The organism is Chryseobacterium sp. DZ-32 (genome assembly GCF_059587025.1).
Genome location: NZ_JCAIOM010000019.1, coordinates 22,622 through 45,551 on the forward strand (window position 1 = coordinate 22,622; position 22,930 = coordinate 45,551).

Annotated in this window: 22 protein-coding genes; 8 read left to right on the forward strand and 14 right to left on the reverse strand. The window is 35.4% G+C overall.

Translation table 11 applies throughout. The features are described 5' to 3' along the window. Window positions 1-230: 230 nt before the first annotated feature. Window positions 231-935 carry a hypothetical protein gene (locus AC59HC_RS18715; protein ID WP_123279316.1) on the forward strand — a complete coding sequence of 235 codons (705 nt, stop codon included), beginning with the start codon at window positions 231-233 and terminating at the stop codon, window positions 933-935. A gap of 201 nt (window positions 936-1,136) precedes the next feature. Then, window positions 1,137-3,035, forward strand: a complete 1,899-nt coding sequence (dnaK, locus tag AC59HC_RS18720) for a molecular chaperone DnaK (protein ID WP_496559136.1) — start codon at window positions 1,137-1,139, stop codon at window positions 3,033-3,035. A gap of 111 nt (window positions 3,036-3,146) precedes the next feature. Here dnaK and AC59HC_RS18725 read toward each other — a convergent pair whose 3' ends face one another. Continuing rightward, window positions 3,147-3,509: a winged helix-turn-helix transcriptional regulator gene (locus AC59HC_RS18725; RefSeq protein WP_202838818.1), complete on the reverse strand. Its 363-nt coding sequence runs from the start codon at window positions 3,507-3,509 to the stop codon at window positions 3,147-3,149. Between the two features lie 93 nt (window positions 3,510-3,602). Here AC59HC_RS18725 and AC59HC_RS18730 point away from each other — a divergent pair, with 93 nt between their 5' ends. Both AC59HC_RS18730 and AC59HC_RS18735 read left to right on the forward strand, forming a co-directional pair. Next, window positions 3,603-4,046 carry a DUF3291 domain-containing protein gene (locus AC59HC_RS18730; protein ID WP_238349589.1) on the forward strand — a complete coding sequence of 148 codons (444 nt, stop codon included), beginning with the start codon at window positions 3,603-3,605 and terminating at the stop codon, window positions 4,044-4,046. A gap of 78 nt (window positions 4,047-4,124) precedes the next feature. After that, complete coding sequence (locus AC59HC_RS18735; RefSeq protein ID WP_496559137.1) at window positions 4,125-5,267, forward strand: cytochrome-c peroxidase; 1,143 nt, start codon at window positions 4,125-4,127, stop codon at window positions 5,265-5,267. Window positions 5,268-5,407: 140 nt separating this feature from the next. Here the strand turns inward: AC59HC_RS18735 and AC59HC_RS18740 are convergent, their stop codons facing one another. Both AC59HC_RS18740 and AC59HC_RS18745 read right to left on the reverse strand, forming a co-directional pair. Continuing rightward, window positions 5,408-7,276, reverse strand: coding sequence for a phage tail-like protein (locus tag AC59HC_RS18740; protein WP_496559138.1), 1,869 nt, complete (start codon window positions 7,274-7,276; stop codon window positions 5,408-5,410). Window positions 7,277-8,432: 1,156 nt separating this feature from the next. Beyond that, a complete protein-coding gene (locus tag AC59HC_RS18745) occupies window positions 8,433-10,364 on the reverse strand; it encodes a phage tail-like protein (protein WP_496559139.1) in 1,932 nt (643 codons plus the stop codon). Between the two features lie 1,028 nt (window positions 10,365-11,392). Between AC59HC_RS18745 and AC59HC_RS18750 the strand changes: the two genes are divergently transcribed. The 4 genes from AC59HC_RS18750 to AC59HC_RS18765 all read left to right on the forward strand — a co-directional run bounded on the left by AC59HC_RS18750 (window position 11,393) and on the right by AC59HC_RS18765 (window position 16,784). Continuing rightward, window positions 11,393-12,868 (forward strand): LuxR C-terminal-related transcriptional regulator, encoded by a 1,476-nt coding sequence (locus AC59HC_RS18750; RefSeq protein ID WP_202838823.1) that lies wholly within the window; start codon window positions 11,393-11,395, stop codon window positions 12,866-12,868. 718 nt (window positions 12,869-13,586) lie between these two features. Continuing rightward, a complete protein-coding gene (locus AC59HC_RS18755) occupies window positions 13,587-14,342 on the forward strand; it encodes an aspartate/glutamate racemase family protein (protein WP_411413572.1) in 756 nt (251 codons plus the stop codon). Window positions 14,343-14,386: 44 nt separating this feature from the next. Further along, a complete protein-coding gene (locus AC59HC_RS18760; protein ID WP_496559140.1) occupies window positions 14,387-15,337 on the forward strand; it encodes a BPSS1187 family protein in 951 nt (316 codons plus the stop codon). A gap of 337 nt (window positions 15,338-15,674) precedes the next feature. Then, window positions 15,675-16,784: a heparan-alpha-glucosaminide N-acetyltransferase domain-containing protein gene (locus tag AC59HC_RS18765; protein WP_496559141.1), complete on the forward strand. Its 1,110-nt coding sequence runs from the start codon at window positions 15,675-15,677 to the stop codon at window positions 16,782-16,784. 64 nt (window positions 16,785-16,848) lie between these two features. Here AC59HC_RS18765 and AC59HC_RS18770 read toward each other — a convergent pair whose 3' ends face one another. The 11 genes from AC59HC_RS18770 to AC59HC_RS18820 all read right to left on the reverse strand — a co-directional run bounded on the left by AC59HC_RS18770 (window position 16,849) and on the right by AC59HC_RS18820 (window position 22,694). After that, window positions 16,849-17,205: a cupin domain-containing protein gene (locus AC59HC_RS18770; RefSeq protein ID WP_202838827.1), complete on the reverse strand. Its 357-nt coding sequence runs from the start codon at window positions 17,203-17,205 to the stop codon at window positions 16,849-16,851. A 19-nt stretch (window positions 17,206-17,224) separates the two neighbouring features. Further along, entirely contained in the window at window positions 17,225-17,644 is a 420-nt protein-coding gene (locus tag AC59HC_RS18775) for a DoxX protein (protein WP_496559142.1), read from the reverse strand. Between the two features lie 112 nt (window positions 17,645-17,756). Further along, a complete protein-coding gene (locus tag AC59HC_RS18780; RefSeq protein ID WP_496559143.1) occupies window positions 17,757-18,548 on the reverse strand; it encodes a helix-turn-helix domain-containing protein in 792 nt (263 codons plus the stop codon). A gap of 200 nt (window positions 18,549-18,748) precedes the next feature. Continuing rightward, a complete protein-coding gene (locus AC59HC_RS18785) occupies window positions 18,749-19,516 on the reverse strand; it encodes a GLPGLI family protein (RefSeq protein ID WP_202838830.1) in 768 nt (255 codons plus the stop codon). Window positions 19,517-19,575: 59 nt separating this feature from the next. Continuing rightward, complete coding sequence (locus AC59HC_RS18790) at window positions 19,576-19,845, reverse strand: hypothetical protein (protein WP_114822606.1); 270 nt, start codon at window positions 19,843-19,845, stop codon at window positions 19,576-19,578. Between the two features lie 215 nt (window positions 19,846-20,060). After that, window positions 20,061-20,636, reverse strand: a complete 576-nt coding sequence (locus tag AC59HC_RS18795; RefSeq protein WP_496559144.1) for a hypothetical protein — start codon at window positions 20,634-20,636, stop codon at window positions 20,061-20,063. Window positions 20,637-20,778: 142 nt separating this feature from the next. Beyond that, window positions 20,779-21,375 (reverse strand): hypothetical protein, encoded by a 597-nt coding sequence (locus AC59HC_RS18800; RefSeq protein ID WP_202838832.1) that lies wholly within the window; start codon window positions 21,373-21,375, stop codon window positions 20,779-20,781. A gap of 125 nt (window positions 21,376-21,500) precedes the next feature. After that, window positions 21,501-21,896, reverse strand: a complete 396-nt coding sequence (locus AC59HC_RS18805) for a DUF7674 family protein (RefSeq protein ID WP_496559145.1) — start codon at window positions 21,894-21,896, stop codon at window positions 21,501-21,503. 51 nt (window positions 21,897-21,947) lie between these two features. After that, complete coding sequence (locus AC59HC_RS18810; RefSeq protein WP_262486817.1) at window positions 21,948-22,079, reverse strand: hypothetical protein; 132 nt, start codon at window positions 22,077-22,079, stop codon at window positions 21,948-21,950. Window positions 22,080-22,161: 82 nt separating this feature from the next. Then, window positions 22,162-22,518 carry a DUF7674 family protein gene (locus AC59HC_RS18815; protein WP_431611066.1) on the reverse strand — a complete coding sequence of 119 codons (357 nt, stop codon included), beginning with the start codon at window positions 22,516-22,518 and terminating at the stop codon, window positions 22,162-22,164. An 11-nt stretch (window positions 22,519-22,529) separates the two neighbouring features. After that, a complete protein-coding gene (locus tag AC59HC_RS18820) occupies window positions 22,530-22,694 on the reverse strand; it encodes a hypothetical protein (RefSeq protein WP_227943058.1) in 165 nt (54 codons plus the stop codon). Window positions 22,695-22,930 lie beyond the last annotated feature (236 nt).

Sequence of the window (22,930 nt, forward strand, 5' to 3'; positions counted from 1 at the left end):
ATATTTTATCAAAAATAATCATTCGTACAGATTCTTCCTCTATTTCTTAGGTTAAACTTTGATTAATTTTTAAAGGTTTGGTGAGTTATTCTTTGTGATCCTCGATTTTCCTTATAAAGTAATTGGTTTTCAGTGGTTTTTGATATATTTATATCACGAACTATTTGCCATTAATCAGGATATATATTCATTGGAGAAAATGCTTTAAAGAATTATAAAAACTTGTAACCATGAAAAAAATTACGATTATACTTCTGCTACAGTTATTTGGTTGGGGATACAGTCAATATGTAGAGGTTTTGGAAAAAGGAAATTTGGAAAACCTGTCTCCTCAAAAATTTATGATTCCTTTACAGAATCAGGAAAACTATAAATCTGCTTTTTTAGGACGATATAAAGCTCATTATCCCGGTACCTACCTCGGACATTTGTTTACAGCTATTAGCGATGAAGCAAAGAATGCAGGGGCCAATGCCTATTATATTGTGAGTTTCAAAGAAGGAGATAAACAAAATGAGTCTGAACTGATATTGGATACTTATCATATCCGGGATTCTGATATCAAAGATCAAAGTCTGCTGATTGAAAAAAATAGAATTTATATTATTGGGGAACCCGTTTTAAATAGTGAAAATACGTCAAAGTTTAAAGTAAACGGAGCCAGAAAAGAAGTAAAAGACAATACATTTGCAACTGTAGTAATAAAGGAAAATGAAGAGGTTAAAATAGTAAAAGGAGGAATTACTGGAATGGCAGTATGGGTGAAATGGAAGCCGGAGCAGTTTAATAAATTCTACAGTTTTTCAGGCATCGGAATAGATGGTGCAGGTTTTGGAGCTAATGGAATGGGAGTTGGCATTAATACTGGAAGGATATATTCCGTAGATCCTGACCTTGGGTATTTTTTAATCCGGGTTTTAAAAGAAAGTAAATAGTATCTTTCACCTCATAGAGGAGAAGTTGACATATCTTCATACATAAAAAATGATTTTTTTTCCTGAATATAATTTCAAAACCTCGATTTTATCGGGGTTTTATTTTTATTGTGTCATTTTGTCATATTTTTTTGAATGGTACAGATATTGAGAAATTGAGAGTGTAAATTAAAATTAAAAATAGAAAAAATATAAAATATTATGAGTAAAATAATTGGAATTGACTTAGGAACAACCAACTCTTGTGTTGCTGTAATGGAGGGGAAAGACCCTGTTGTTATTCCTAACGCAGAAGGTAAGAGAACTACTCCTTCTATCGTAGCTTTTACGGAAGACGGAGAGAGAAAAGTAGGTGATCCTGCAAAAAGACAGGCTGTAACGAATCCAACAAAAACTGTTTACTCTATCAAAAGATTTATCGGAACCCACTTTAAAGATGATGCTTCTGAAATCACAAGAGTACCTTATAAAGTAGTTGCCGGACCAAACGATACAGTAAAAGTAAAAATCGACGATAGAGAATATACTCCACAGGAAATTTCTGCAATGACTCTTCAGAAAATGAAGAAAACTGCTGAAGATTATCTTGGTCAGGAAGTAACAAGAGCAGTAATCACTGTTCCTGCATACTTCAACGATGCACAAAGACAAGCTACTAAAGAAGCTGGTGAAATTGCAGGTCTTAAAGTAGAAAGAATCATCAACGAACCTACCGCTGCAGCGTTAGCGTATGGTCTTGATAAAAACCATAAAGATCAGAAAATCGCAGTATATGACCTTGGTGGTGGTACTTTCGATATCTCTATCCTTGATTTGGGAGACGGTGTATTCGAAGTATTGTCTACAAACGGTGATACCCACTTGGGAGGTGATGACTTTGATGATGTGATCATCAACTGGATGGCTGACGAGTTCAAAGCTGAAGAAGGGGTAGACTTGAAAGCTGATGCCATTGCTCTTCAAAGATTGAAAGAAGCAGCTGAAAAAGCTAAAATTGAATTATCTTCTTCTCCTCAGACTGAAATCAACTTACCATATATCACAGCTACTGCTACAGGTCCTAAGCACTTAGTGAAGACTTTAACAAAAGCTAAATTCGAGCAATTATCTGCTGATCTTGTAAGAAGATCTATGGAGCCTGTTGCTAAAGCATTAAAAGATGCTGGTTTATCAACTTCTGATATCGACGAAGTAATCCTGGTAGGTGGTTCTACAAGAATCCCGATTATCCAGGAAGAAGTAGAAAAATTCTTCGGTAAAAAACCATCCAAAGGAGTAAACCCGGATGAGGTTGTAGCCATTGGTGCAGCTATTCAGGGAGGTGTATTGACAGGAGATGTAAAAGACGTATTACTACTTGACGTTACGCCACTTTCTTTAGGTATCGAAACAATGGGTTCTGTATTCACAAAATTAATTGAAGCGAACACTACGATCCCAACAAAAAAATCTGAAGTATTCTCTACAGCTTCTGACAACCAGCCGGCTGTAAGCATCAGAGTAGGACAGGGGGAAAGACCAATGTTCAACGATAACAAGGAAATAGGTAGATTTGACCTTACAGATATTCCACCAGCACCAAGAGGAGTTCCTCAGATTGAAGTAACATTCGATATTGATGCGAACGGTATCCTAAGCGTATCTGCTAAAGATAAAGGAACTGGTAAAGAGCAGTCTATCAAAATCCAGGCTTCTTCAGGTCTTTCTGACGAAGAAATCGAAAGAATGAAGAAAGAAGCTCAGGAAAACTCTGCGGCTGATGCTAAGAGAAAAGAAGAAGTTGAAATCTTCAACAAAGCTGACGGATTGATCTTCCAGACTGAAAAACAACTGAAAGAATTCGGTGAGAAACTTTCTGCTGACAAAAAAGCAGCCATCGAAGCAGCTCACAAAGAATTAAAAACAGCTTTCGAAGCTAAAAATGCTGATGACGTAAAAGCTAAAACTGAAGCGTTAGATGCAGCCTGGATGGCCGCTTCTGAAGAATTATACGCAGCGGGTCAACAGCCAGGTGCTGATGCAGGTGCAGGAGCTCAGAATGCTGGTGGAAACGCCGGAGCTGAAGATGTACAGGATGCAGACTTCGAAGAAGTAAAATAATAAATGTAAACACTAACATTTAATTATAAATCAACCCGGCAGCAAACAAAGTTTGCTGCCGGGTTTTATTTACAGGATATTTACTGCCCTCAGAAATAGGGTTACAGTTTTTTAAGTACCTTTTTTATCCTTCAGAATCATTTTACCCCAATCATTGATATGATCCAATAAAGGAATAAATGACAATCCCAAATCTGAAAGACTATATACAACTTTTACCGGAGGCTTTGTTCCAAATACCGTTCGTGTTATCAGCTGATCTCTTTCCAATTGCCTCAACTGAATACTTAAAGTTGTTTCTGTAATAAAAGAAAGGTCTTTCTTGAGCTCGCCAAACCTTTTATCCCCATTTTTTAAGTGGCAGAGAATAACCCCTTTCCATCTTCCTCCAATGAGATCCATGACGAAACTTACAGCACAGGGATAAGATTTCTGATCAACATTAACGAATAAGGACTCACATTTTTTTTCCATCTTTTCTATAGTATCTAAATTGATAGTTATTTTATGATAATAGTACAGGAGCTATTTTTACACAATATTAATCAGAATAAAAGAAATAAAAAAATGTATCAGCTAGCCCAAATTAATGTTGCCCGAATGATAGGAACCAACATAGAAGATCCGGTGATGAATGAGTTTGTCAGTCATTTGGATTCAGTAAATCAATTGGCAGAGAAAAGCGACGGATTTATCTGGAGACTCAAAGATGATGAAAACAATGCTACAAGTTTTAATCCACTAAACGATGAACAGGTTATCATCAATTTATCGGTGTGGGAAAACATAGAATCCCTGGAACATTTTACTTATAAAACATTCCACGTTGATTTTCTGAGAAGAAGAAGAGAATGGTTCCAAAAATACGGAAAAGCTCACTATGCGATGTGGTGGATTAAAAATAATGAATATCCTGGTATAGATGAAGCATTGAAACGGCTAGAATATTTGCAGGAACACGGTTCCTCTTCTTATGCATTTAATTTTCAGCATGTTTTTCAGTCGCCATAGTTGCAGCGTTGAAAAACTTTTGCAATGAGCATGCTAATAAAGCTATCTTTGTACGGTTCAGTATTTTTATTGAAATAAATGAAAGAAAGATATATTGCTTTTCTGGCAGTTGCCGGAGTACTATGTTTACTAAGTTATACTTCTAATGATCCTGCAGGATATACTGTGGAAGAGCTTCGCACACTGTACAGCAGCGGGGACCAGAGTAAATGGCCGGCACCTCATTTATTTGATGAAGCTAAAGAAGGATTTCAGGATATCGGACCGTTGCCAAAAATGAGTTTTCCTGAAGATAATCCCTATTCCGAAGATAAAACGGAACTGGGAAAAATGTTATTCTTTGATCCGAGATTGTCAGGAAGCGGACAAATTTCCTGTGCCAGCTGTCATAATCCCGAAACAGGATGGTCAGACGGAAGCAGGGTCTCTTTTGGTCATAACAGGCAGACGGGAACCAGAAATGCTCCTGCTTTGGTAAATATAGGATATGCTAAAACACTTTTTTGGGATGGCCGTTCCGCAACTTTGGAAGAACAGGTGAAAGCCCCTATTGAAAATCCGGTAGAAATGAATCTTCATATGTCTATGGCAACAAAAAACATCAGTAAGATTAAAGAATATAAACCTTTTTTTCTGAAAGCTTTCGGAAACGAAGACGTAACAGAAGAAAAAATTGCAAAAGCGATTGCCGCATTTGAACGTTCACTGACCAGTCCGCCTTCGAGGTTTGATCAGTTTGTTACCGGAAAAAAAGATGCTTTAACGGATTCCGAAATCAATGGTCTTCATCTATTCAGAACCAAAGCTAATTGTATCAACTGCCACAATACACCTTATTTCTCTGACCGGAAATTTCACAATCTGGGGCTTACTTATTATGGAACACCATATGAAGATCTGGGAAGATATATCGTTACCCAAAAAAATGAAGATGTAGGAAAATTTAAAACCCCTGCCTTGAGAGAAGTTTCTGAGAACAAACCTTATATGCACAACGGGCTTTTCCCTGAGCTGGCGAACGTTGTCATGATGTATAATGCCGGAATGCTGAAGGAAATTCCAAAAGGAGAGCAGATCAATGATCATAAGTTTCCTCGTAAATCAGCAATGATAAAAAAACTAAATTTAACTGATGATGAAGTGTTTGATATCGTAGCATTTTTAAAAACACTGAGCAGTTATCAATACAAAGTACGTCCGCCGGAATTACCTAAGTCATAATAATTTATAGTAAAACTATTTTAACCATAAAGATTGATTTTGTGTGTTTTGAGCTTGCAAAAATTAAATTCATAAAAAGAAAAAGGTCTCCTGAAGCTTCCTTCAGAAGACCTTTATTATAATTATTAATCTTTTTTGTATTAATTATCTTTAGCAAAAGCTGTAGCAGATATTGAGCCTACACCCCAGTTGAAGTTTTGTCCTGAAGCCGCCCACATATTAAATCTAACCGGATGATTTGTACTTTCAACATATCCATTTAAAGTGTAGGTTATTGTAACAGGAGAAGCACTGGTGTTGTTAAAGGATTCTGAATATTTTCCAACCGTGGAAACCATTTGAGAACCATTATCTCCTTCAGGAATCGTGTATTTTCTCGAGCCTGCTGGGGCCTCAACACCGTTTCTTAGAAAACGTACCCCATAATAACCCAATTCATTTGAAACCGTATTTGTGCTGCCGACCGGAACATTATAATCCACAACAATTTTAGCAGTGCTGTTGGCGGGAACTGTCACGGAAACAGACAATCCCAGATCTAGATTATTTATAATAACACCATTTCCTGTTGCTAGCTGATCTACGGGAAATGTTGCAGTACCGGTAAAAACTCCTAAAAGTAAATACTCAGTCGTCTGAGGCGCTAATCTATCCCATTTTGGGGCAGCAGGAGTTCCTGAATTAGAATAAATTCCTTCTCCATAGGGAGTTAAGGCTGTATTGGTATTATACACTATCAGCCCTTTTGCAGGAGAGGAAATGGTAGCTCCATCTGTGATTGATGTCAAGGATACTCTGGGCAGCAAAAAGCCTCTGTTGGTCGCACTAAGATCAAGCAAAGCTGAGTTATCAGGAGCATTGGTACCCACCCCGACATTTCCGCCTACAGGATTAAGTGCTAAAGGAAGACCCGTAGTTGAAGTTTTATTCTGGCTTGAAATATAAGATCCAAAAGGGGCATTGGTATAGGTTCCGAAATCCAGAGCATGATTCGTACTCCCATCAACTCTAAAGGTTGCATTGGTATTGGCTGTACCCAATGCAGAAGGCTGTGCATTGATTCCGGCTACCACCAGCTTATTCGTAGGGGTAGTGGTTCCAATTCCGACACGATCGTTGGAAGCATTCACTGATAAGGTATTTCCGTCTACAGAAAATGCATTAGCCTGCGTTCCTGTAAATGCCAGGGTATTAGCGCCCTGTGTTACCGTTCTGTTTCCGGTAAGAGTACCGTCTGCGGTATAGAGATTTACCGGAGTAGCTCCTACAGATCCGCCATCTGTAGATCTCCATCCTGAATTACTGTATACATATTCCAAAGCTTTGCCATTGGGAATGGTAACCCCACCTAATGAGGCGCCAAAACCTCCTGTTGTATTATTATAAACAATGATTCGCTGACCTGCATTAGGGGCAGCAGGCGCAGTAACCGTAACGGTTGCTGTAGCAGCGCCGGTAAGCTGTACCTGGCTGACATTGGCAGGTATCGTAACAGCATTACCCGCAACAGCTAAAGCGGTTTCACGGTTGGTAATCGCTCCGTTTACATCCAAAGCTGTTCCTGGAGAATCTGTAGCAACCCCTACATTTCCTCCCACCGGATTTAATACTAATGGAAGACCTGTGGCAGCCGTTTTGTTCTGGCTTGAAATATAGGATCCATAAGGAGAGTTGGCATAGGTTCCGAAATCCAGCGCATGGCTGGTATTTCCATCAACTCTGAGTGCAGCATTGGTATTGGCTGTACCCAATGCTGAGGGTTGGGCATTAATGCCCGTTACCACCAGTTTATTAGTGGGGGATACTGTGCCTATCCCAACATTACCGTTAGATATCACAGTAAAATCGTCAGTAGACTGAGCTGTTGAAGGCACTCCCGTTGTTGGATTATTTTTTAATCCGTCAATGTTAAATATTCCCTGAGGATTACTTGTATTGATCCCCACTTGTGATTTTGCCACCAGAGAAAAGGTGGTGAGCAAGCCGGCTAGTAATAAATTTTTTTTCATAATATATAAGAAATTAAGATTAGAATAAATTAATATCTCTTTTTGTTGTCGGGAACTCCATCATAGCAACAGAGTCTCCTTACATTTTACTATTATATCTATATCAGATTCACATATTTTTTGTCATTCTGTCATTTCAATTGTTGAAATGAAATAAAAAAGATTGTGCTGTATAGTATTGTTTTTTTTGATCTTCAATTTATTTCATGATTTCCTTAGTAAAAATAAGATTTATTAAGGCGGTCGCATGTTTTTGATATACAACACACATACATCACATGTACATCATTTGATGAAATCACTGTATTTTATACTTTGTATTATCATTGTTGTGTGAAATAATTAATCTATAATGTGTTTTATCTTTTTATATTTAAACCTTAGCAATACGGTGTTCCGGTATTCTGCAGCTCTTTTGTAAAGGCTCTTTTGATTTTGATTAAAAAAGAAATTACTTGTAGCTGTAAAAGATATAAGCTCATACATCATCTGGTATTGATGGTATCATAGATGGTATTTTTGAATGAAATACAGATTGTAAAAAGGCTTAATGTAATTACTGCATATTTTAAGTGTAAAAATATAAAGCCTGGATGAGCAGGTATCTCACAGTACTAATAATCATCCAGGTTTAATAAAATCATTGACTTGTCTCTTTTATGAATACCCGGGATTAATAATTAACAAAAGGTCTTCATATGGATAGTCCTTCGGCAGGCTCAGGGTGACAACCCGGATACCAACTGGAATTTTAAACGTTGTCAGGATGAGCCTGTCAAAGCTAATATTAAAGTTGTTTACACTTTACAAAACCACAAAAATCACAAAAGATTTCATTTAAAAACATTTGAGTTTACTTAAGTAAGTTTAAAATGAGACTGCACAAAAGCTCACATAAGAGATAAACATTTCAACTTCGCTCAACAGGCAAAGATTTTCACAAAGCTTAAGTGGGCTATTATATAAAGTCTGACTCTAAAAAAATGGAATGTTTAAAACTTTTGGGTCTTTTGTATTTAAAAATAATGAATATAAAAGTGTAAACAGCTTCATTACTAAAAAAGGACAGGTCAATAAATAAAAATACCCTTCAAAATTTTTTTTGAAGAGTATTTGAAGCTGGATATGTTCCAGATGACTTAGTTATTGGTTACTGCTATGGAACGGGAGAAGCTGTTGCCGCTCCGACGCTGCTGCCTCCAAGATTATAAGTGCCAGTACTCAGATTCGACATTTGTTCATTGGAAATAATCAGTACTCTGATTCCCCACACAAATGAACTGCCTGATGTAGTATTTGCATTAGGGACATCTGCATAAATCCTCCAGGTTCCGTTTTGCTGAAAAGTATAGATATCTGGTGCCTGAAAATCAAAAACGGTTGAACCATTACCTTTAAAGCCTGCATTGATATCACTGTGATTATTGGTGTCAAATCCCACTACAATGGCAGTATATGAAGAAACAGGTATTTTGGTATCGAAGTTAGAGATGAAATCTCCGTTCGGGTTTGTAAAAGTATAATATTTAAAATACATTTTTGAAACAGGTCCTATTTTACCCCAGTTCGGTGATGCGCTTGTTCCTCCGTTATAGTAAATTCCTTCTCCCTGAGGTGACATGGCTGTATTGTTGTTATACACCAGAAGGCCTTTTGCAGGTGCGGGAACAGTACTGGCATCTGATGGAGATGACAGGGATACTCTTGGCAGTAAAAGTCCTTTATTGGCAGCATTAAGATCCAGCAATGCTGAATTATCCGGACTATTGATTCCTACCCCTACATTCCCGGAAGGAGTAACTACCACTTTTGCACTATTATTAGCCATCAGGTTCAGATTATTTGAAGTAGTAGTCCCCACATAACCTGCTCCTGATCCGATATATGTTTTCAGATTCACTGTACCATTGGTATGGTTTAAACCAAAACTATTATCAGGGGTGCTGATGGTCAGTTTGGTGTCAGGCGTTGCAGTACCAAGACCTACACGGTCATTGGCAGCATCTACAGATAAGGTAGTTCCATCCACAGAAAATGCATTGGTCTGTGTTCCTGTAAAGGCAAGGGTATTGGCTCCCTGGGTAACAGTACGGTTTCCTGTCAGAGACCCATCCGTGTTATAGATATTGGCAGATGCAGGTGCTGCCGGTAGAGCTTTCCATGTTGCTACTCCGCTGGCATCGGATGTTAGCACCTTATCTGTCCCTTGCGTTCCGTCTACAATTTTCAAAGCTCCGCTTGTTCCTGATTCAATCTGAAGCTTACTGGTAGGATTTGTTGTCCCGATACCAATGTTTCCGGAAGATTTGATGGTTAGTCTTGGCGCATAATCTGTAGCATTTCTGGTTGAAAATTGTAATCCTGCATAGCTGTTGGCTGCATCACGGTCGATTCCTGTAATGCTTGCTCCTGATAGTCCTGTTTCAGATGTTGATGGAATGAACCCCAGCTCTGCAAACTGCCCGCCGGTGCTATTTAAATTATAGAGGGTAATATTTCTTGAAACTCCTTGTGAACACGGAGCCCCGCAATTTTCAATTCCTGCAGAAATGGTATTGGTTGTAGCTCCCGCACTGTTTTGAACAGACAGGGCAGAAGCAGGAGCGATGGTACCGATTCCCACTCTGCTGTTTGCAGCATCCACGGAGAAATTTTTCCCATTGACAGAAAAAGCATTGGTTTTTGTCCCTGTGAATGCCAGGGTATTGGCTCCCTGCGTTACTGTTCTGTTACCGGTAAGGGTGCCATCTGCATTGTAAATATTAACGGGAGTGCTCAGCTTTGTCCATACAGTACCATTGTAATAATAGTAGCCAACGGTATCAATATTCAAAGCGTTACCTGCAGCGGTACCCGTAGCAATACTGTTGACATAGATAAGGGTTGATACCGGAATCCCGGTCATACTCTGAGCTTTTTGTCTGTCTACTCTTGGAATAAGTAATCCTTCTACTGTTGTACCGGTACCAGTACTGTTTTTAGCGGTCACATCAAGTGTTGCAGCGGGGGTTGGGGTATTAATCCCCACCTGTGATTTTGCCAATGAAAAGGTAGCAAGCAATCCTACTACGAATAAATTTTTTTTCATAATATGTGTTAATTAATAATTTTCTTATATCAACAGTTATAATAGCAGTGAAAATATTACTGAACTTTATCTACGTGCTTTACTTACTGTGATTGGTTGCAAAGGTAATGCTTGGTGAAGTTTTAAAGTATATTATACGCTTATCATAGATACAACATGGGTATATCATAGGTACATCATTAGTGTATTTTTATTGAAAAAATATATGATATAAGGAAAAAATGTTAATAAATTAAACCACATTATAGTGAATTAAAGAGGGAAATACTATCTTTGCTTTTTGCCCTGGTTGCTTTTATCAGCTTATTATAAGAGGTTGTAAATAAAGATTGGTTTACCAATATAATTTTAAATCATGATTTATAGAGGAGAAATCAAGATAAGGAGGGTGTTATTGATTTAAATTAATAAAGAGACAGCTAATGTTATAATAATTTTTACATCTGTTTTATACATCTGTTGATTCTGGTTAGAATTTTTTTTTGCTGTCAGGTGGAAATAGGGTGCATTTTCAAGTGGGTGTAGTAAGGATGTATGATTTTTTTGAATCCTTTGTTTATAGGGATTTGAGAAGATGATGTATGTACGATGTATGTTATTATTGTGCATTTTTTATCACTTTTTTTTAACCTTGTGAAAAATAAGATAGATATGTATATAAGAAAAGTGAATCGCTGATCTCTTTGTGAGATTCCAGACATCCGGAACCAATAATAAGGTTGAATCATTTCTTTAAAGCAAAAAAGAAAAAAATTGAATTTATTACCGGTAGCAAGTGAAAACGGGAGACAATATATATTTTGATGTGATTCCCAATCTTGTTATTCGTGTAAATAAAAACAGAGAAAAGATAACATTCAAAAAAGGAGTAATTATACTTTACAGAACAGTAAATTATGATGGATAGGAAACTTTTGCCTTGTTTCTTGTTTTTCTGAATTGGAGAATATTAATCTGATATACTTATCATAATAATTTTATTTGGTCATGATAAGTATTTTTTTATCTTTAATCAATAACTCGTTATTATGTTTTTTTTAAAAAAGATAAATAAAATAATTTTATTTTCTTTCATAATATGTTATTCGCAACTATTTTCACAACGATATACAGAAAGGAATATTGATACTTTACTGATAAAAACAAATGAAGTACTCCGGACAAGAATATCTGACGATGATCTTATCCGTTGGAACAAAGGAATTATAAAGGAAGCAATCCGGATTGGCTACCGCGAAGGAGAAGCAATGGGATATGCCAATATTGCCAACCGATATGTATTTGGGGGTAATTTAAAGAAAGGGTTAGAATATTTAAACAAGGCTGAAGATATATCCGGGAAAAGCAATGATAATTTTCTTTTCGGTAAAATTAATCAGGAGTATGCCCAGGTTTATAGTAAAATGGATGTGAGTAAGCTGGCTTTGGAATACAATTCAAAAGCTGTGAATTATGCTTTGAAGCTGAGAAAAGATAACCGTGACTGCCGTCTGTTTTTACACTATGCCTATTCAACCAGATCTTTTTACATGTACAATGTTGACCGGCCTGACTCTGCTCTTATTTACCTGCATAAAGCTATAAAAATAGAAGCAAATCCTCTCGATATATCTAATGTTGCAAGGTACTTTACCATATTTGAGGTGAAACCTGATTCTGCCAGGTATTACTTTCAAAAGGCTTTTATGCTTTTAGAAACCAGGAATTTTAAACATGACAAATTCCAGAGAGCTGTTGTTTTACAGAATTATGGAATATTTCTGAACAGTCAGGGAAAAAGCAGTGAGGCTATCAACGCAATTAAGGAGTCAATTGAATTGGCTAAGCAGGTCAACAGACCTAAACTTCTTCTTAACAATTATAAGGAACTGTCTGGACTTTATAAAAATGAAGGAGATGCTGAAAAAGAAAATGAATATCTGAAAAAGGCAATTTCATTGCAGGACAGCCTTAATGCCAACCAGAATCAGGCTGTAAACCTCTCCATCAACAGACTGAATAAAGATAGAGAAAACGAAAAAGTTCAGTTTAAAAAACAAAATAATACCACGCTGTGGTATAGTGGTATCGCAATGCTGTTGGTTACTTTAATCACCGTTTACTTTTATTTACATGTAAGAAAAAAGAAAAAAAAGCTGGCGGAAAGTCAACAAATAATTTTTGAAATAGGGGAAGAAACAAAAGACCTGAAAAGAAAACTCAGTGAAAATTATGAGAATATCATTCAGCTTGCCAGAGAAAAAAAAGCTGATTTTTTTCCTAAATTCCAGGAAGCCTATCCGGAATTATTCAGGGAGTTGCTGAAAATAAATCCTAATCTTTCCAAATCGGATTTAACTTTTTGTGCCATGATATGGCTTGGCTTTTCGTCAAAGGAAATTGCTCAGAGTGTCTCTATGGAGCACAGATCTGTACAGACAAAAAAGTACAGAATACGGAAAAAACTGAATCTGGAAAGCGAGACAAATCTGTATCTTTTTTTCAGATCTATATTGGAGCCATAGCAGGTTTGAAAAGAATATCCATGTATCGGCTAATTTGAATAGATAATACAGAACCGGAACAAATCTTTTTGTTTCGGTTTCTTTGTTAATTTTTATCCTGAAAAGCTATAGAACATCAGAATTTATGATCTGAATTTTATAATCCGTAGTTTTTAGCTAAGGTTTTATATACATCATATGTGCATTTTCATTTGTTTATAAAATACATGATTTTAAAAAATGCCAATGTATTACATCCATTATAGTGAATTAAATAATAAAATATGATGTTTTCTTTTGTTGTTGCTGTAAAAAATATTGACTATACATAATGAGTTTATAATTGCTGTTTTGGATAATAAATGAAGGAATGCATGTCAGTTGGGGCTATCCATTTTCCTGTATTTCAATACAATAATTTTAACGATAAGAATCATTAATCCAAAAATTGGTTTTGAACCTATTACATAATGGATCGATTAGTAATTCGCCTTATTGTGTGTTTTCAAAAACAAAAAAAGGCACTATGTGTGAGTAGTTTTTGTGGGTATACCTACAAAGTGGCGTATATATGTTGTAGGGTATTATTATGCTTCTCTCTGTTTTTTTCTTAATCTTGGTAAAAAATAGAAAATGTACTTCCCTATAAATTGCATACGATTATTTTGTAAAGAAGAGGGTGAGATTTCCGGCTTTGCAGTACAAGTACCGGCTGCAGAGAACTGCAAACAAAACTGTCATGAATAATTATAATCAAAGTTCTTCAGGTTATCCTCTGCACCATCCCACCTTACGGAAATTAGGTCTTGTCGGAGGTCTTTCCTGGCATTCAACGCTGGAATATTACATGTACCTGAACCAAACCATCAATGATTATTTCGGTAATAATACAAATCCTCCTCTTGTATTAGTAAATCTTGATCAGTATTCTATGCATCAGTTGCAAAAGTCGGATCATTGGGATATAATTGCAGCAATGCTGATTGAAGCCTGCGATCAATTATATAAAGCCGGAGCCTCTGCAGCAATGTTTTGTGCTAATACACCCCATAAAGTGTATCATGAAGTGCAACGGCATAGTATGATTCCCATATTGCATATCGGAGATGCGATAGGTACTGCAGTCCGCAAGAAAGGACTTCGTAAAGTTGGGCTTATTGGGACAGTATTTACCATGGAGGAGCCATTTATTGAGAAAATCCTAAAAGATAAATATGATATTGATATAATGGTACCCGACCAAAAGAAAGACAGGGAAAAACTTCATACCATTATACAAAAAGAACTGTCTCTTGGTATTTTAAAGCCTGAAACAAAAAAATATATACTGGATCAGATTGTAATCCTGGAAACGATGGGTGCTGAAGGCATCATATTGGGATGTACAGAATTTCCGATTATTATCGGGGAAAATGATCTGGAGATTCCGGTATTCAACACCACATTGCTGCACGCCCAAATGGGAGTAGATTTTATTCTGAGAACTGATTTTTAACACTTGTTATAGTGCTTTAATTGTCTAATTTAATTTTAAATACTATGGAAAAAAAGACCTCATTATCCACCATGATACTGTTTATTGTGTTATTTTTGGCAAGTTTGTCCGCAAATCTGAAAGCACAAAAGGTAAATCCTGCTATTGATTTTTCCGGATATAAAAAGATTCAGGTGAAACCCAGTGAAGCTGATCCTTCGGTAAAGAACTGGGACAGTGCACATATTGTATTTTATGATAAGGCCATTAAGAATAATAAAGTACTGCTATGGCTCACAGGGACTAAAGGATCAACTGTTCATGTTCCCCAAAGTTTTTTAAAAACAGCATTGGAGCAGGGATATAGGGTTATAGCACTTTCTTTTATAAGTACCCCTGGAGTTTCGCAGGTGTGTAAAGGAGATTATTTGAATCAAAATATTGACTGTGCTGCAGAATTCCGTAGAAAACGTATTTATGGTGATAATACTTTCCTGCCTATTCCGGATCAGTATCAGGATGCCATAATACCTCGCCTGACAAAACTTTTACAGTATTTGTCAAAAAATGATAAAGAGGGTGTATGGTCTCAGTATCTTGATCACAACACAGGTAAACCTGTCTGGAGCAAAATCGCTATAGCCGGTCAGTCTCAGGGGGGAGGAATGGCTGAATTTATTGCCCAGCATGAGTCTGTAGCCAGGATCATCAGCTTTTCAGGGGGGTGGGATTACAGTAATTCCAAAACGAAAAAAACCGCAGGGTGGTACTCCCAAAAATTAGTAACATCACCTCAAAATGTTTTTGCAACTTATCATGTAAAAGAGGTTGCTTCAACAGAGCTAGCGGAAATTTGTAAAACACTCCATATCCCAGCAGAGAATGTTTTTGCATTAGATCAGCCTATTGTTCAAAACACAAATATGCGTACTCCTCCTAATCCCTATCATGTGGAAGGAATTAAAAATCCTGTGTATCAACCTATCTGGATAAAAATGCTTGGTTCGGGGCTATGATTTCTAAAAGATCATTTGCTATGATTTAAAGCTATAAGTTTAGATATGATAAAAACTCTTCCTGCTGGAAGAGTTTTTTATTTACAGACATAGAATATTAAACTTTCATTGTCTGACGATTCAAGGAAAATTACATACTTGAGTGTTGAAAATATTATTGTAATTATACTGGAGTAAATGTTTAAGTATTACTATTTTATGAAAATTGATTCATGAATTATGAGGAATGGTTTTAATTTGTATATTTGGTTTTATTTAGAATAAATAAAAATATAATTTAAAGAAATCATTAATGAATACAATTTTGTCCATCTAATCCACATTTTCATTAAAAACTATGAAACTACAAAACAAAAGAATCCTTACTCTGGATGTAATAAAAGGTATAAGTGTCATCGGAATGATCATTATACATACCTTATTGGTGTATGCCAATGTAAAATCACAATATGAAACAGCTGTCGGCAGTTTTATTGTTTTTCTTGGAAGGGGAACTTCTATTTTCCTGATCTGTATGGGAATTACTTTCATGACTTCCAGTCATCAAAGTCTTAAAAGTGCTTTAAAACGGGGTGCTTTACTAATATTTGCAGGGTTGTTCATGAACTTTATGAAGTTTATGATTCCTGTCATTTTTAATTTTGCTCCCGATAATTTTATCCAAAAATATGGCTGGGGCGCACCTATAGAACAGCAGTATGTATATCTGGTACAGCTGGGTGATATTTTACAGCTGGCTGGGATGTCTTTATTATTTGTTGGATTTATCAGGGCGTATGTGAAAAATAAATATATCATTCTGGCAATAGGTTTATTCGTTGCGCTGGTATCCAGGGAAGTAAGCGGAATTAACCTGGATTATCCTGTGATCAATTATGTTCTGGATCTCCTTTTCAATACCGATTATCCGGCATATGTCTATTTCCCTGTTTTTCCATGGATGGCCTTTATCATCATCGGAATGTTTTTCGGGAAATGGTTTCAGGAGCTGAACTACAATACCCAACAGATATTTAGAAATATGCTGTATGCCGGACTGTTATTTATTGCCATAGGAGCACCGCTGGTCTTTCTGTATGGTGATTATCATTACAATGGTTTTTATCATATGGGCCCCGGAGGTGTTCTTTATTTTGCAGGCTGGATACTACTGTTTTTATGGCTGATTAATACGTTTATGGCAAACGCCAAAGAAAATGGTTTTATACGTGTTCTCAAATATTGCAGTAAAAACCTGACCTCAATGTACATGATTCAATGGATATTAATCTCGTGGGGAAAAGGAATTTTCGGATATCGGCAACATGAAATTGGATACGTGTGTATGCTGATCCCGTTGTATATTATTCTCACCTTTTCAGTACAGACTATGGTGGATGTCATAAGAAAGAAAAAAACGTTAATTGACTTCATACTGATATCACCTGATGAAACAGTTTTAAAATAATAATTCCATCCTCTTTAAAATTCATAAGAACCACGGTAAAAATTACCGTGGTTTTGTTTTGTAATCAGCTAAGAATTTCCACTTCTTCCGGTACAACAAAAAGAATGGTACAGCCATGTTCAGATTTCACGGAATGTTTGAAATCAGGCGGAGTATATAGATAATCTCCTTTTTCAAGCCGGGCTCCTGCAATAGTTGCATCACCTTCCAGTATAAATAATTCCTCTCCTGCAGGATGGTTATGATAAGGATAGCTGGCTCCTGGTTCAAATTTTAAAAGAATACTGGTAGAACGTTTTTTTTCAGGATCAAATTTTAAGGATTTTACAAAAATACCTTGATAATGAATTCCTTTTTCAATCAAAGGCTGCCATTCTTTCTGTTCTGTTTTTACGATGTAATCGTGGATGTTGGTGTTCATGTAATATAAATTTTAATTGTTATCGATGTAAGAAATGATCAAAACTCCATTTATAATGGGAAAATGTACTCAGAAGAAATGCCCCTGCACTGAATGCGAAGACTGAATAGTCCAGAGGTTCTTTAATTCCAAAAGAAATGCTCATGGCTATGGCAAAAAATAAAGTGAGCACAGAGGCGTACCTTGCTGTTCTTTTTATCTGAAAACCCAGAAGAAGCATAAAGCCTATTGAAACTTCAGCTGCCGTTGAAAATAGGGCAATAGAAGGTGCCCACGATGGTGGTAAAAATGAATTGGTTTCAGCGGTATAATGAACAAAATTTTTCCAGCCTGAAGATTGAGCCCCCCAAAGATTCAGCCTGCTTGCTACTGCTGATAAAAATCCGGCAGCCAGAGCAATTCTTAATAAAAAAACGGCGGTATCCTGTTGCGTTTTCATACGTATAATTTTTAGATTTTAATTACAGTACAAAGTTCAGCGAAAGCCGCCGCCTAAAGAATAGACAATTCCGGGAAAAGCATGTAATATTGAAGAAGGAAGCTGAAAGTTTTTAAATTTCCTTTACCGCTTTCTGATACTCTTTGGGAGACTGTGAAGTATGTTTTTTAAAGAAATTTGAAAAATAGAAAGGATCATTGAAGCCAAGTTGGTAGGCAATTTCCTTTACAGTCAGCTTTTCATATAATAAAAGTCTCTTAGCTTCAGAAATAATGAGGCTGTAGATCACATTCTGGGCCGTTTTGTTGGTATGAAGTTTTGAAACCTCATTCAGTTTGGCTTCAGTGGTTCCGAGAAGATCAGCAAAATGAGAGACCTGATAATTATTTTTAAAATTTGCCCTTACACTTTCAAGGAACTTTAAAAATAAAGCATCGGGTTTCCATATTTCATCGCCGTGGGCAATTTTACTGCGGTTGATTTCTACCAGAAGCAATTCCACCAGAGAATGTGTAGAGATCAGATACTGGTAAGGCTGTTGCTGAATTTCTTTTTCAATAGTGTTCAATGTTTCAGAGAAAAATTCAGGGTGCTGTACAGTGATCATTTCATTCATTCCAAAATGACAGAAGAGACCATTGTGGAAGATAAGTTCAATATCACTATCACTTTTACAGAAAAAATCCAGCGTAAATTCCAATGCAGTCAATTCTCCTTCCACTGATTTTAACTGATGGAATTGTCCTGAAGTAATGGTTACAACCTGACCGGTTTTCATCATAAAAATATTTTCGTCAATCAGAATTTCTGCATTTCCGGACTGGCACCAGAATAAGGTGTATCTGATGACCCGTCGCGGTTCAGGATATCCTGCATGGTTGGAGTATTTTCTTATTTTAATCATTTCAGATCTGTTAAAAGGTGAATATCAAATTGATGTAACTGGATGGAACAAAACGGATATTGTAGAAATCCTTTTGATGAAGCTACAACTGTAATTATAGGTATACAGCTCACTCATAATGCTAGCTATAATGATATAATGATGTATAGAAATAATGAGTAAAAAATAAAACACCTGTAAATTCAGGTGTTTTATTTTTTTTATTCTAAAGAATTGTTATACTTCCTTTTATTGTCCTCAATCATTTTTCTATACTCCGGGTTATTAATTTTACCTTGATACGGGTCATTCATATATTCTTTTCTCTTTGTAATAAATTGATCTTTGGATACAATTAACCCTTTTTTTTGCTCAATGGGTAAACTCGTTTTATTTATTGATATAAGTTCAAAACCTATATAATTATTCAACTCATTGATCTTTAATATTAATCCAGGAAGTCCTCTAAATTTGTATGGACCATCACTTATTGGAATATCATAAGTAAACCAAGCTATAAACTTTTTTCCTCCTACACTTACAACTGCTTTATTACATTTATAGCCGCCAATAGTAGAAGTGCTTTTATTATCAATTTGCCAGTCAAGTTTATCAGGACTCTCATAGGTGTAATAATTTCTCCCTAAATAATTTGATATATAGGTTTTGTTTTCATCCTTATATACATTATGCTTTACCTTAGATTTCGGAAGAGAGCCGGGATCAACAATATTTCCGGTCTTCATTGCATCTTCCAGTTTTTTCCCAAAACCATCCACTGCAGCCTTATAATTTTCACTATAATATATAGATTTTTTGCCATTAGTGAGTAATACCATAGGCTCATTAATTGTAGATAATTTATCCAAAGTATCTTGTACAAAATTATATTTATACTTTACTTCGATTTCCGAATAATCTTTTTTTTCTTGACCTTTCACATAGTTAAAACAAAGAAATAACAAAAAAATTCTAAAAAGTGGTTTCATAGGTACTCAAAATATTATAATTAAATAGGCTGTTAAAAGACAGCCTATTATTTTTTTCATTACGTCATTGGATTTTCATAACTGGAATGTCCACAATCTTGATTGTTATACATTTCCCATTCGTTGTAAAGGCAATCACTTGAATCAAATTCAGAATCAAAAACTGTTTGATAAGTAGTTCCACAAATAGTTTTGATAGTCACCAAATACCTTGTAAAGGCTGCAATTTGCTGTTTTTCCTTTTTTGACTCTAATTTGTTAGAAGTGCTTTCTTTAGCACAAACAAGTCCAGCAACCATAAATGCTGAAAGTAATAATACTTTTTTCATAATTATGTTTTTTAAATATTTAACAATTTAAATATAAAATTATTTTTTTAATCACCAAATATGGAAAACCGTAAGGATATTAAAAAGATTTTAAGTCTTGTTTAAAGCTCCTTTAAAAACTCTTTGAAATAAAACTATTATCCAATAAAAATTCGGCGGGTATAGTAATATTTTTTATACTTTTGGTTTTGCCCATTATATTGAACAGATAAGTTTTAGTTTGATTTTTTATTATCAATTTCTTCTAAATGCTTTTTAACTGAATTGACATTTTCTTCTGTAAGCTTGCCATAGCCATGGTCTCTGATTTGGCTTAATTGTAATTTTGATATTTCATCTTGCTTATCTTTATTTTTCAATAAATGATCCCGCAACGAAATATAATCCTGGGCAGAGTATACTTCATCTTTTAAAAATTTTGAAATATTTTTATTTTCTCCGACACATCCCAAAGTATATTTCATCATTAAAGGATTGTTATAATAGAAAGTATAGATATCTAAGAATCTTTTATCATTTCTTTTAAATAGCTCCTTGGCGGAATAAACCCTTAACGCATTGCTGCCATTCATCGCATAGTAATAGAGCTCATCATTACTTGCTGTTTTAGCAATTTTTTTAAATTGATTATAAATCTTACTTTCTTCACCTCCATAACCAATATGGGAGGACTCAGCATAAGAAAGAGTACTTAAAGGCTGTGCCAGTTTTTTTACTGTATCAGAAACCTGGGCATTATATCCTGTGTAAATAAAAGTGATTAAAAATCCATAAAAATATTTATTCTTCATTATTTATAAATAATATCTAAAGTTAATAAAATAACTGAAGATATATTATTACAGTATATTTCTCAACGAAAACCTTCCGGATCTTGCAGGACGGGAAGTTGGTTTCTGAGTTAATAATTAAAAAATAAAAATGTAGCTACAATTATTTATAAGAATATTCAATATTGCTCCATAAAACCTGATCTCCTGTTTTGATCATTTCAGAAGGTTTGGAGAATATATTACCGAAAATATTTTCGTATTGAGTTGTTCCAAAATGAGAACTTTTGGTAATTAATAGTGCGTCCTGGTCATCTCGGGGAACTTTTTTAACGTATCTGTACGTTCTTTTTAAGGTGAATGAAGAAGTGTCTTTATGGAAATCACCAATGTAAGTTGGTTTATTATTGTTGTTCTCTTTGATCAGTACAGAATCATTCGCGATGGTAAAACTGTAAGCAAAATCTGTAGATGAGGTTTCTGAGAATAACCTGATCGTTTTGTTTTTAAGATCAAGATTTATTTTTTCCCATGCAGGTTCCTGGTATAGGCTCCAGTAATCGGTAAGGTAAGATTCATCCGGAGTAGATTTTTCTCCTTTTGATCCTTTGTACAAAACCGTATTTTTTACAGTATAACTTTTAAATTGAAACGAGTAAACATTTTTATCAACAGGTCTCGGATCATCAATTATATTGTCGTTGTTTTCACACGATATTAATGACAATGCCATTATCAGGGCATAAAAAGAGTATTTCATGGTATATTTTATAAAAAGAAGTTTCACACCTATTTGTGAAACATATTAGAGTGGGAGTTATATCGATCAGGAATGAAAAGGCGAAAAGGTAAACGCGCATTTACCTTTTCGCTTTTTGACTTAATTTATTTTCCAAAATACATTTGATCCTGCTTCTGCTGTTCATTATAAATGATCTGGAAGCTGACAGGCATATATTGGTAAAGAAGTTTCCAATGTTGGATCTTTGCGTGTTTTTTGAAGCTTTCGAAAGATCTTACAAACAGGTTTTCAATCATGGTTCTTACATAAGAATTCCCGTTTCTGTAGATCCAGTCCATCAACTTGATGTGATGGGCAATGATATTGATCTTCGATTCCTGCAGCAGGTGCTTCAGATAATTCACGGTAGCCTGCATGATCCCGGCGAAATTGTCCTGTACAGACAGCTGGGTGATTTCATTGCGAAGTGGCGGATAGAAAAATTTTAAGTATTCAACAGCTATTTTTTGATTAATAGTTTGCATTTTTACTTTCATCATAATTAAGAATTTTTCAAACACTTTTTAGTGCAGCGAAATGTATACCAAAATTTAAAGGCAGGCTGCAAAAATAAATACTCCAACGATCACAGCAATGTGAGTGAGTAATATCTCTGCATTGTGTCTGTTAGTCGTTGTTTTCCAGGTTTTCCAGTCTGAAATTCTTCTGATTTTATTTTTCATAATCTATTGATTGTGAGTTATTTTTAATTTTGTTTAATTTAAACACTTTGTAATGAAACGGATAAAAAATGTAACAAAACGTTTATATGCCGTGAGTGTAAATTTGTCTTGAATATACTTTCTGAAGGTTGGCAGAAATGTGACTAAAAATCACTTTTCTGTATTCCTCACTGCAGAAAGCGGTACAATTATCCAGAGAATAGATAAAGGTTGTCTCAATTGCATTCTTTAATACTGTATCTCCGTCAGTGTAAATTTTGTCCATCTTTTGTAAACTCCTGAACAGCAGATTTCTGTCATTCTGGCGGATCATGTTTTTAATACGTTCCGTGAAGGTGCGGATAATGCTGTATGAGTTTTGAATTTTAATTTCTTTTACTTCTTTTTCAAAATCGGGAACCACATCAGTGATTTCCTTTACGGCTTGTAAATAGTTCATCGTATTATATTTTAATGGTGATAGTGTTCGAGCATTTTGATGAAGGCTCCAAAAATGAAAATGGTTAAAAAAGCAAAAAAGAGCATATGATAGGGCTTAAGCCATTTTGGAGTTGCAGGTCCTTTGCTTTTTAACCTTCTGAGCTTGTCGATTCTGTTTAAAGTCTTTAAGTCCATTTTTCTATGTTTTCAAATCATGATGCCAATGATATTCCGATGAAAATAGAATGTAGTTAACGTATTGATAATTAATAAATTATTGTTTTGCAGGCAAGTTTTTTAAACAAAAAAGCCTGTCAAAATGATAAGGTTTTTATCAAAATGGGAGAAAAAATAAATGACTTGCCTTAAAACTCACCACAAAGTCACAAAAGAGTTGAACTGTTAAATTATTTAAGGTCATCGGCTTTATA

Coding starts and splice junctions, on each gene's coding strand:
- AC59HC_RS18715 (WP_123279316.1), top strand. CDS start 231: ATGAAAAAAATTACGATTATACTTCTGCTACAGTTATTTGGTTGGGGA.
- dnaK (WP_496559136.1), top strand. CDS start 1,137: ATGAGTAAAATAATTGGAATTGACTTAGGAACAACCAACTCTTGTGTT.
- AC59HC_RS18725 (WP_202838818.1), bottom strand. CDS start 3,509: ATGGAAAAAAAATGTGAGTCCTTATTCGTTAATGTTGATCAGAAATCT.
- AC59HC_RS18730 (WP_238349589.1), top strand. CDS start 3,603: ATGTATCAGCTAGCCCAAATTAATGTTGCCCGAATGATAGGAACCAAC.
- AC59HC_RS18735 (WP_496559137.1), top strand. CDS start 4,125: ATGAAAGAAAGATATATTGCTTTTCTGGCAGTTGCCGGAGTACTATGT.
- AC59HC_RS18740 (WP_496559138.1), bottom strand. CDS start 7,276: ATGAAAAAAAATTTATTACTAGCCGGCTTGCTCACCACCTTTTCTCTG.
- AC59HC_RS18745 (WP_496559139.1), bottom strand. CDS start 10,364: ATGAAAAAAAATTTATTCGTAGTAGGATTGCTTGCTACCTTTTCATTG.
- AC59HC_RS18750 (WP_202838823.1), top strand. CDS start 11,393: ATGTTTTTTTTAAAAAAGATAAATAAAATAATTTTATTTTCTTTCATA.
- AC59HC_RS18755 (WP_411413572.1), top strand. CDS start 13,587: ATGAATAATTATAATCAAAGTTCTTCAGGTTATCCTCTGCACCATCCC.
- AC59HC_RS18760 (WP_496559140.1), top strand. CDS start 14,387: ATGGAAAAAAAGACCTCATTATCCACCATGATACTGTTTATTGTGTTA.
- AC59HC_RS18765 (WP_496559141.1), top strand. CDS start 15,675: ATGAAACTACAAAACAAAAGAATCCTTACTCTGGATGTAATAAAAGGT.
- AC59HC_RS18770 (WP_202838827.1), bottom strand. CDS start 17,205: ATGAACACCAACATCCACGATTACATCGTAAAAACAGAACAGAAAGAA.
- AC59HC_RS18775 (WP_496559142.1), bottom strand. CDS start 17,644: ATGAAAACGCAACAGGATACCGCCGTTTTTTTATTAAGAATTGCTCTG.
- AC59HC_RS18780 (WP_496559143.1), bottom strand. CDS start 18,548: ATGATTAAAATAAGAAAATACTCCAACCATGCAGGATATCCTGAACCG.
- AC59HC_RS18785 (WP_202838830.1), bottom strand. CDS start 19,516: ATGAAACCACTTTTTAGAATTTTTTTGTTATTTCTTTGTTTTAACTAT.
- AC59HC_RS18790 (WP_114822606.1), bottom strand. CDS start 19,845: ATGAAAAAAGTATTATTACTTTCAGCATTTATGGTTGCTGGACTTGTT.
- AC59HC_RS18795 (WP_496559144.1), bottom strand. CDS start 20,636: ATGAAGAATAAATATTTTTATGGATTTTTAATCACTTTTATTTACACA.
- AC59HC_RS18800 (WP_202838832.1), bottom strand. CDS start 21,375: ATGAAATACTCTTTTTATGCCCTGATAATGGCATTGTCATTAATATCG.
- AC59HC_RS18805 (WP_496559145.1), bottom strand. CDS start 21,896: ATGATGAAAGTAAAAATGCAAACTATTAATCAAAAAATAGCTGTTGAA.
- AC59HC_RS18810 (WP_262486817.1), bottom strand. CDS start 22,079: ATGAAAAATAAAATCAGAAGAATTTCAGACTGGAAAACCTGGAAAACA.
- AC59HC_RS18815 (WP_431611066.1), bottom strand. CDS start 22,518: ATGAACTATTTACAAGCCGTAAAGGAAATCACTGATGTGGTTCCCGAT.
- AC59HC_RS18820 (WP_227943058.1), bottom strand. CDS start 22,694: ATGGACTTAAAGACTTTAAACAGAATCGACAAGCTCAGAAGGTTAAAA.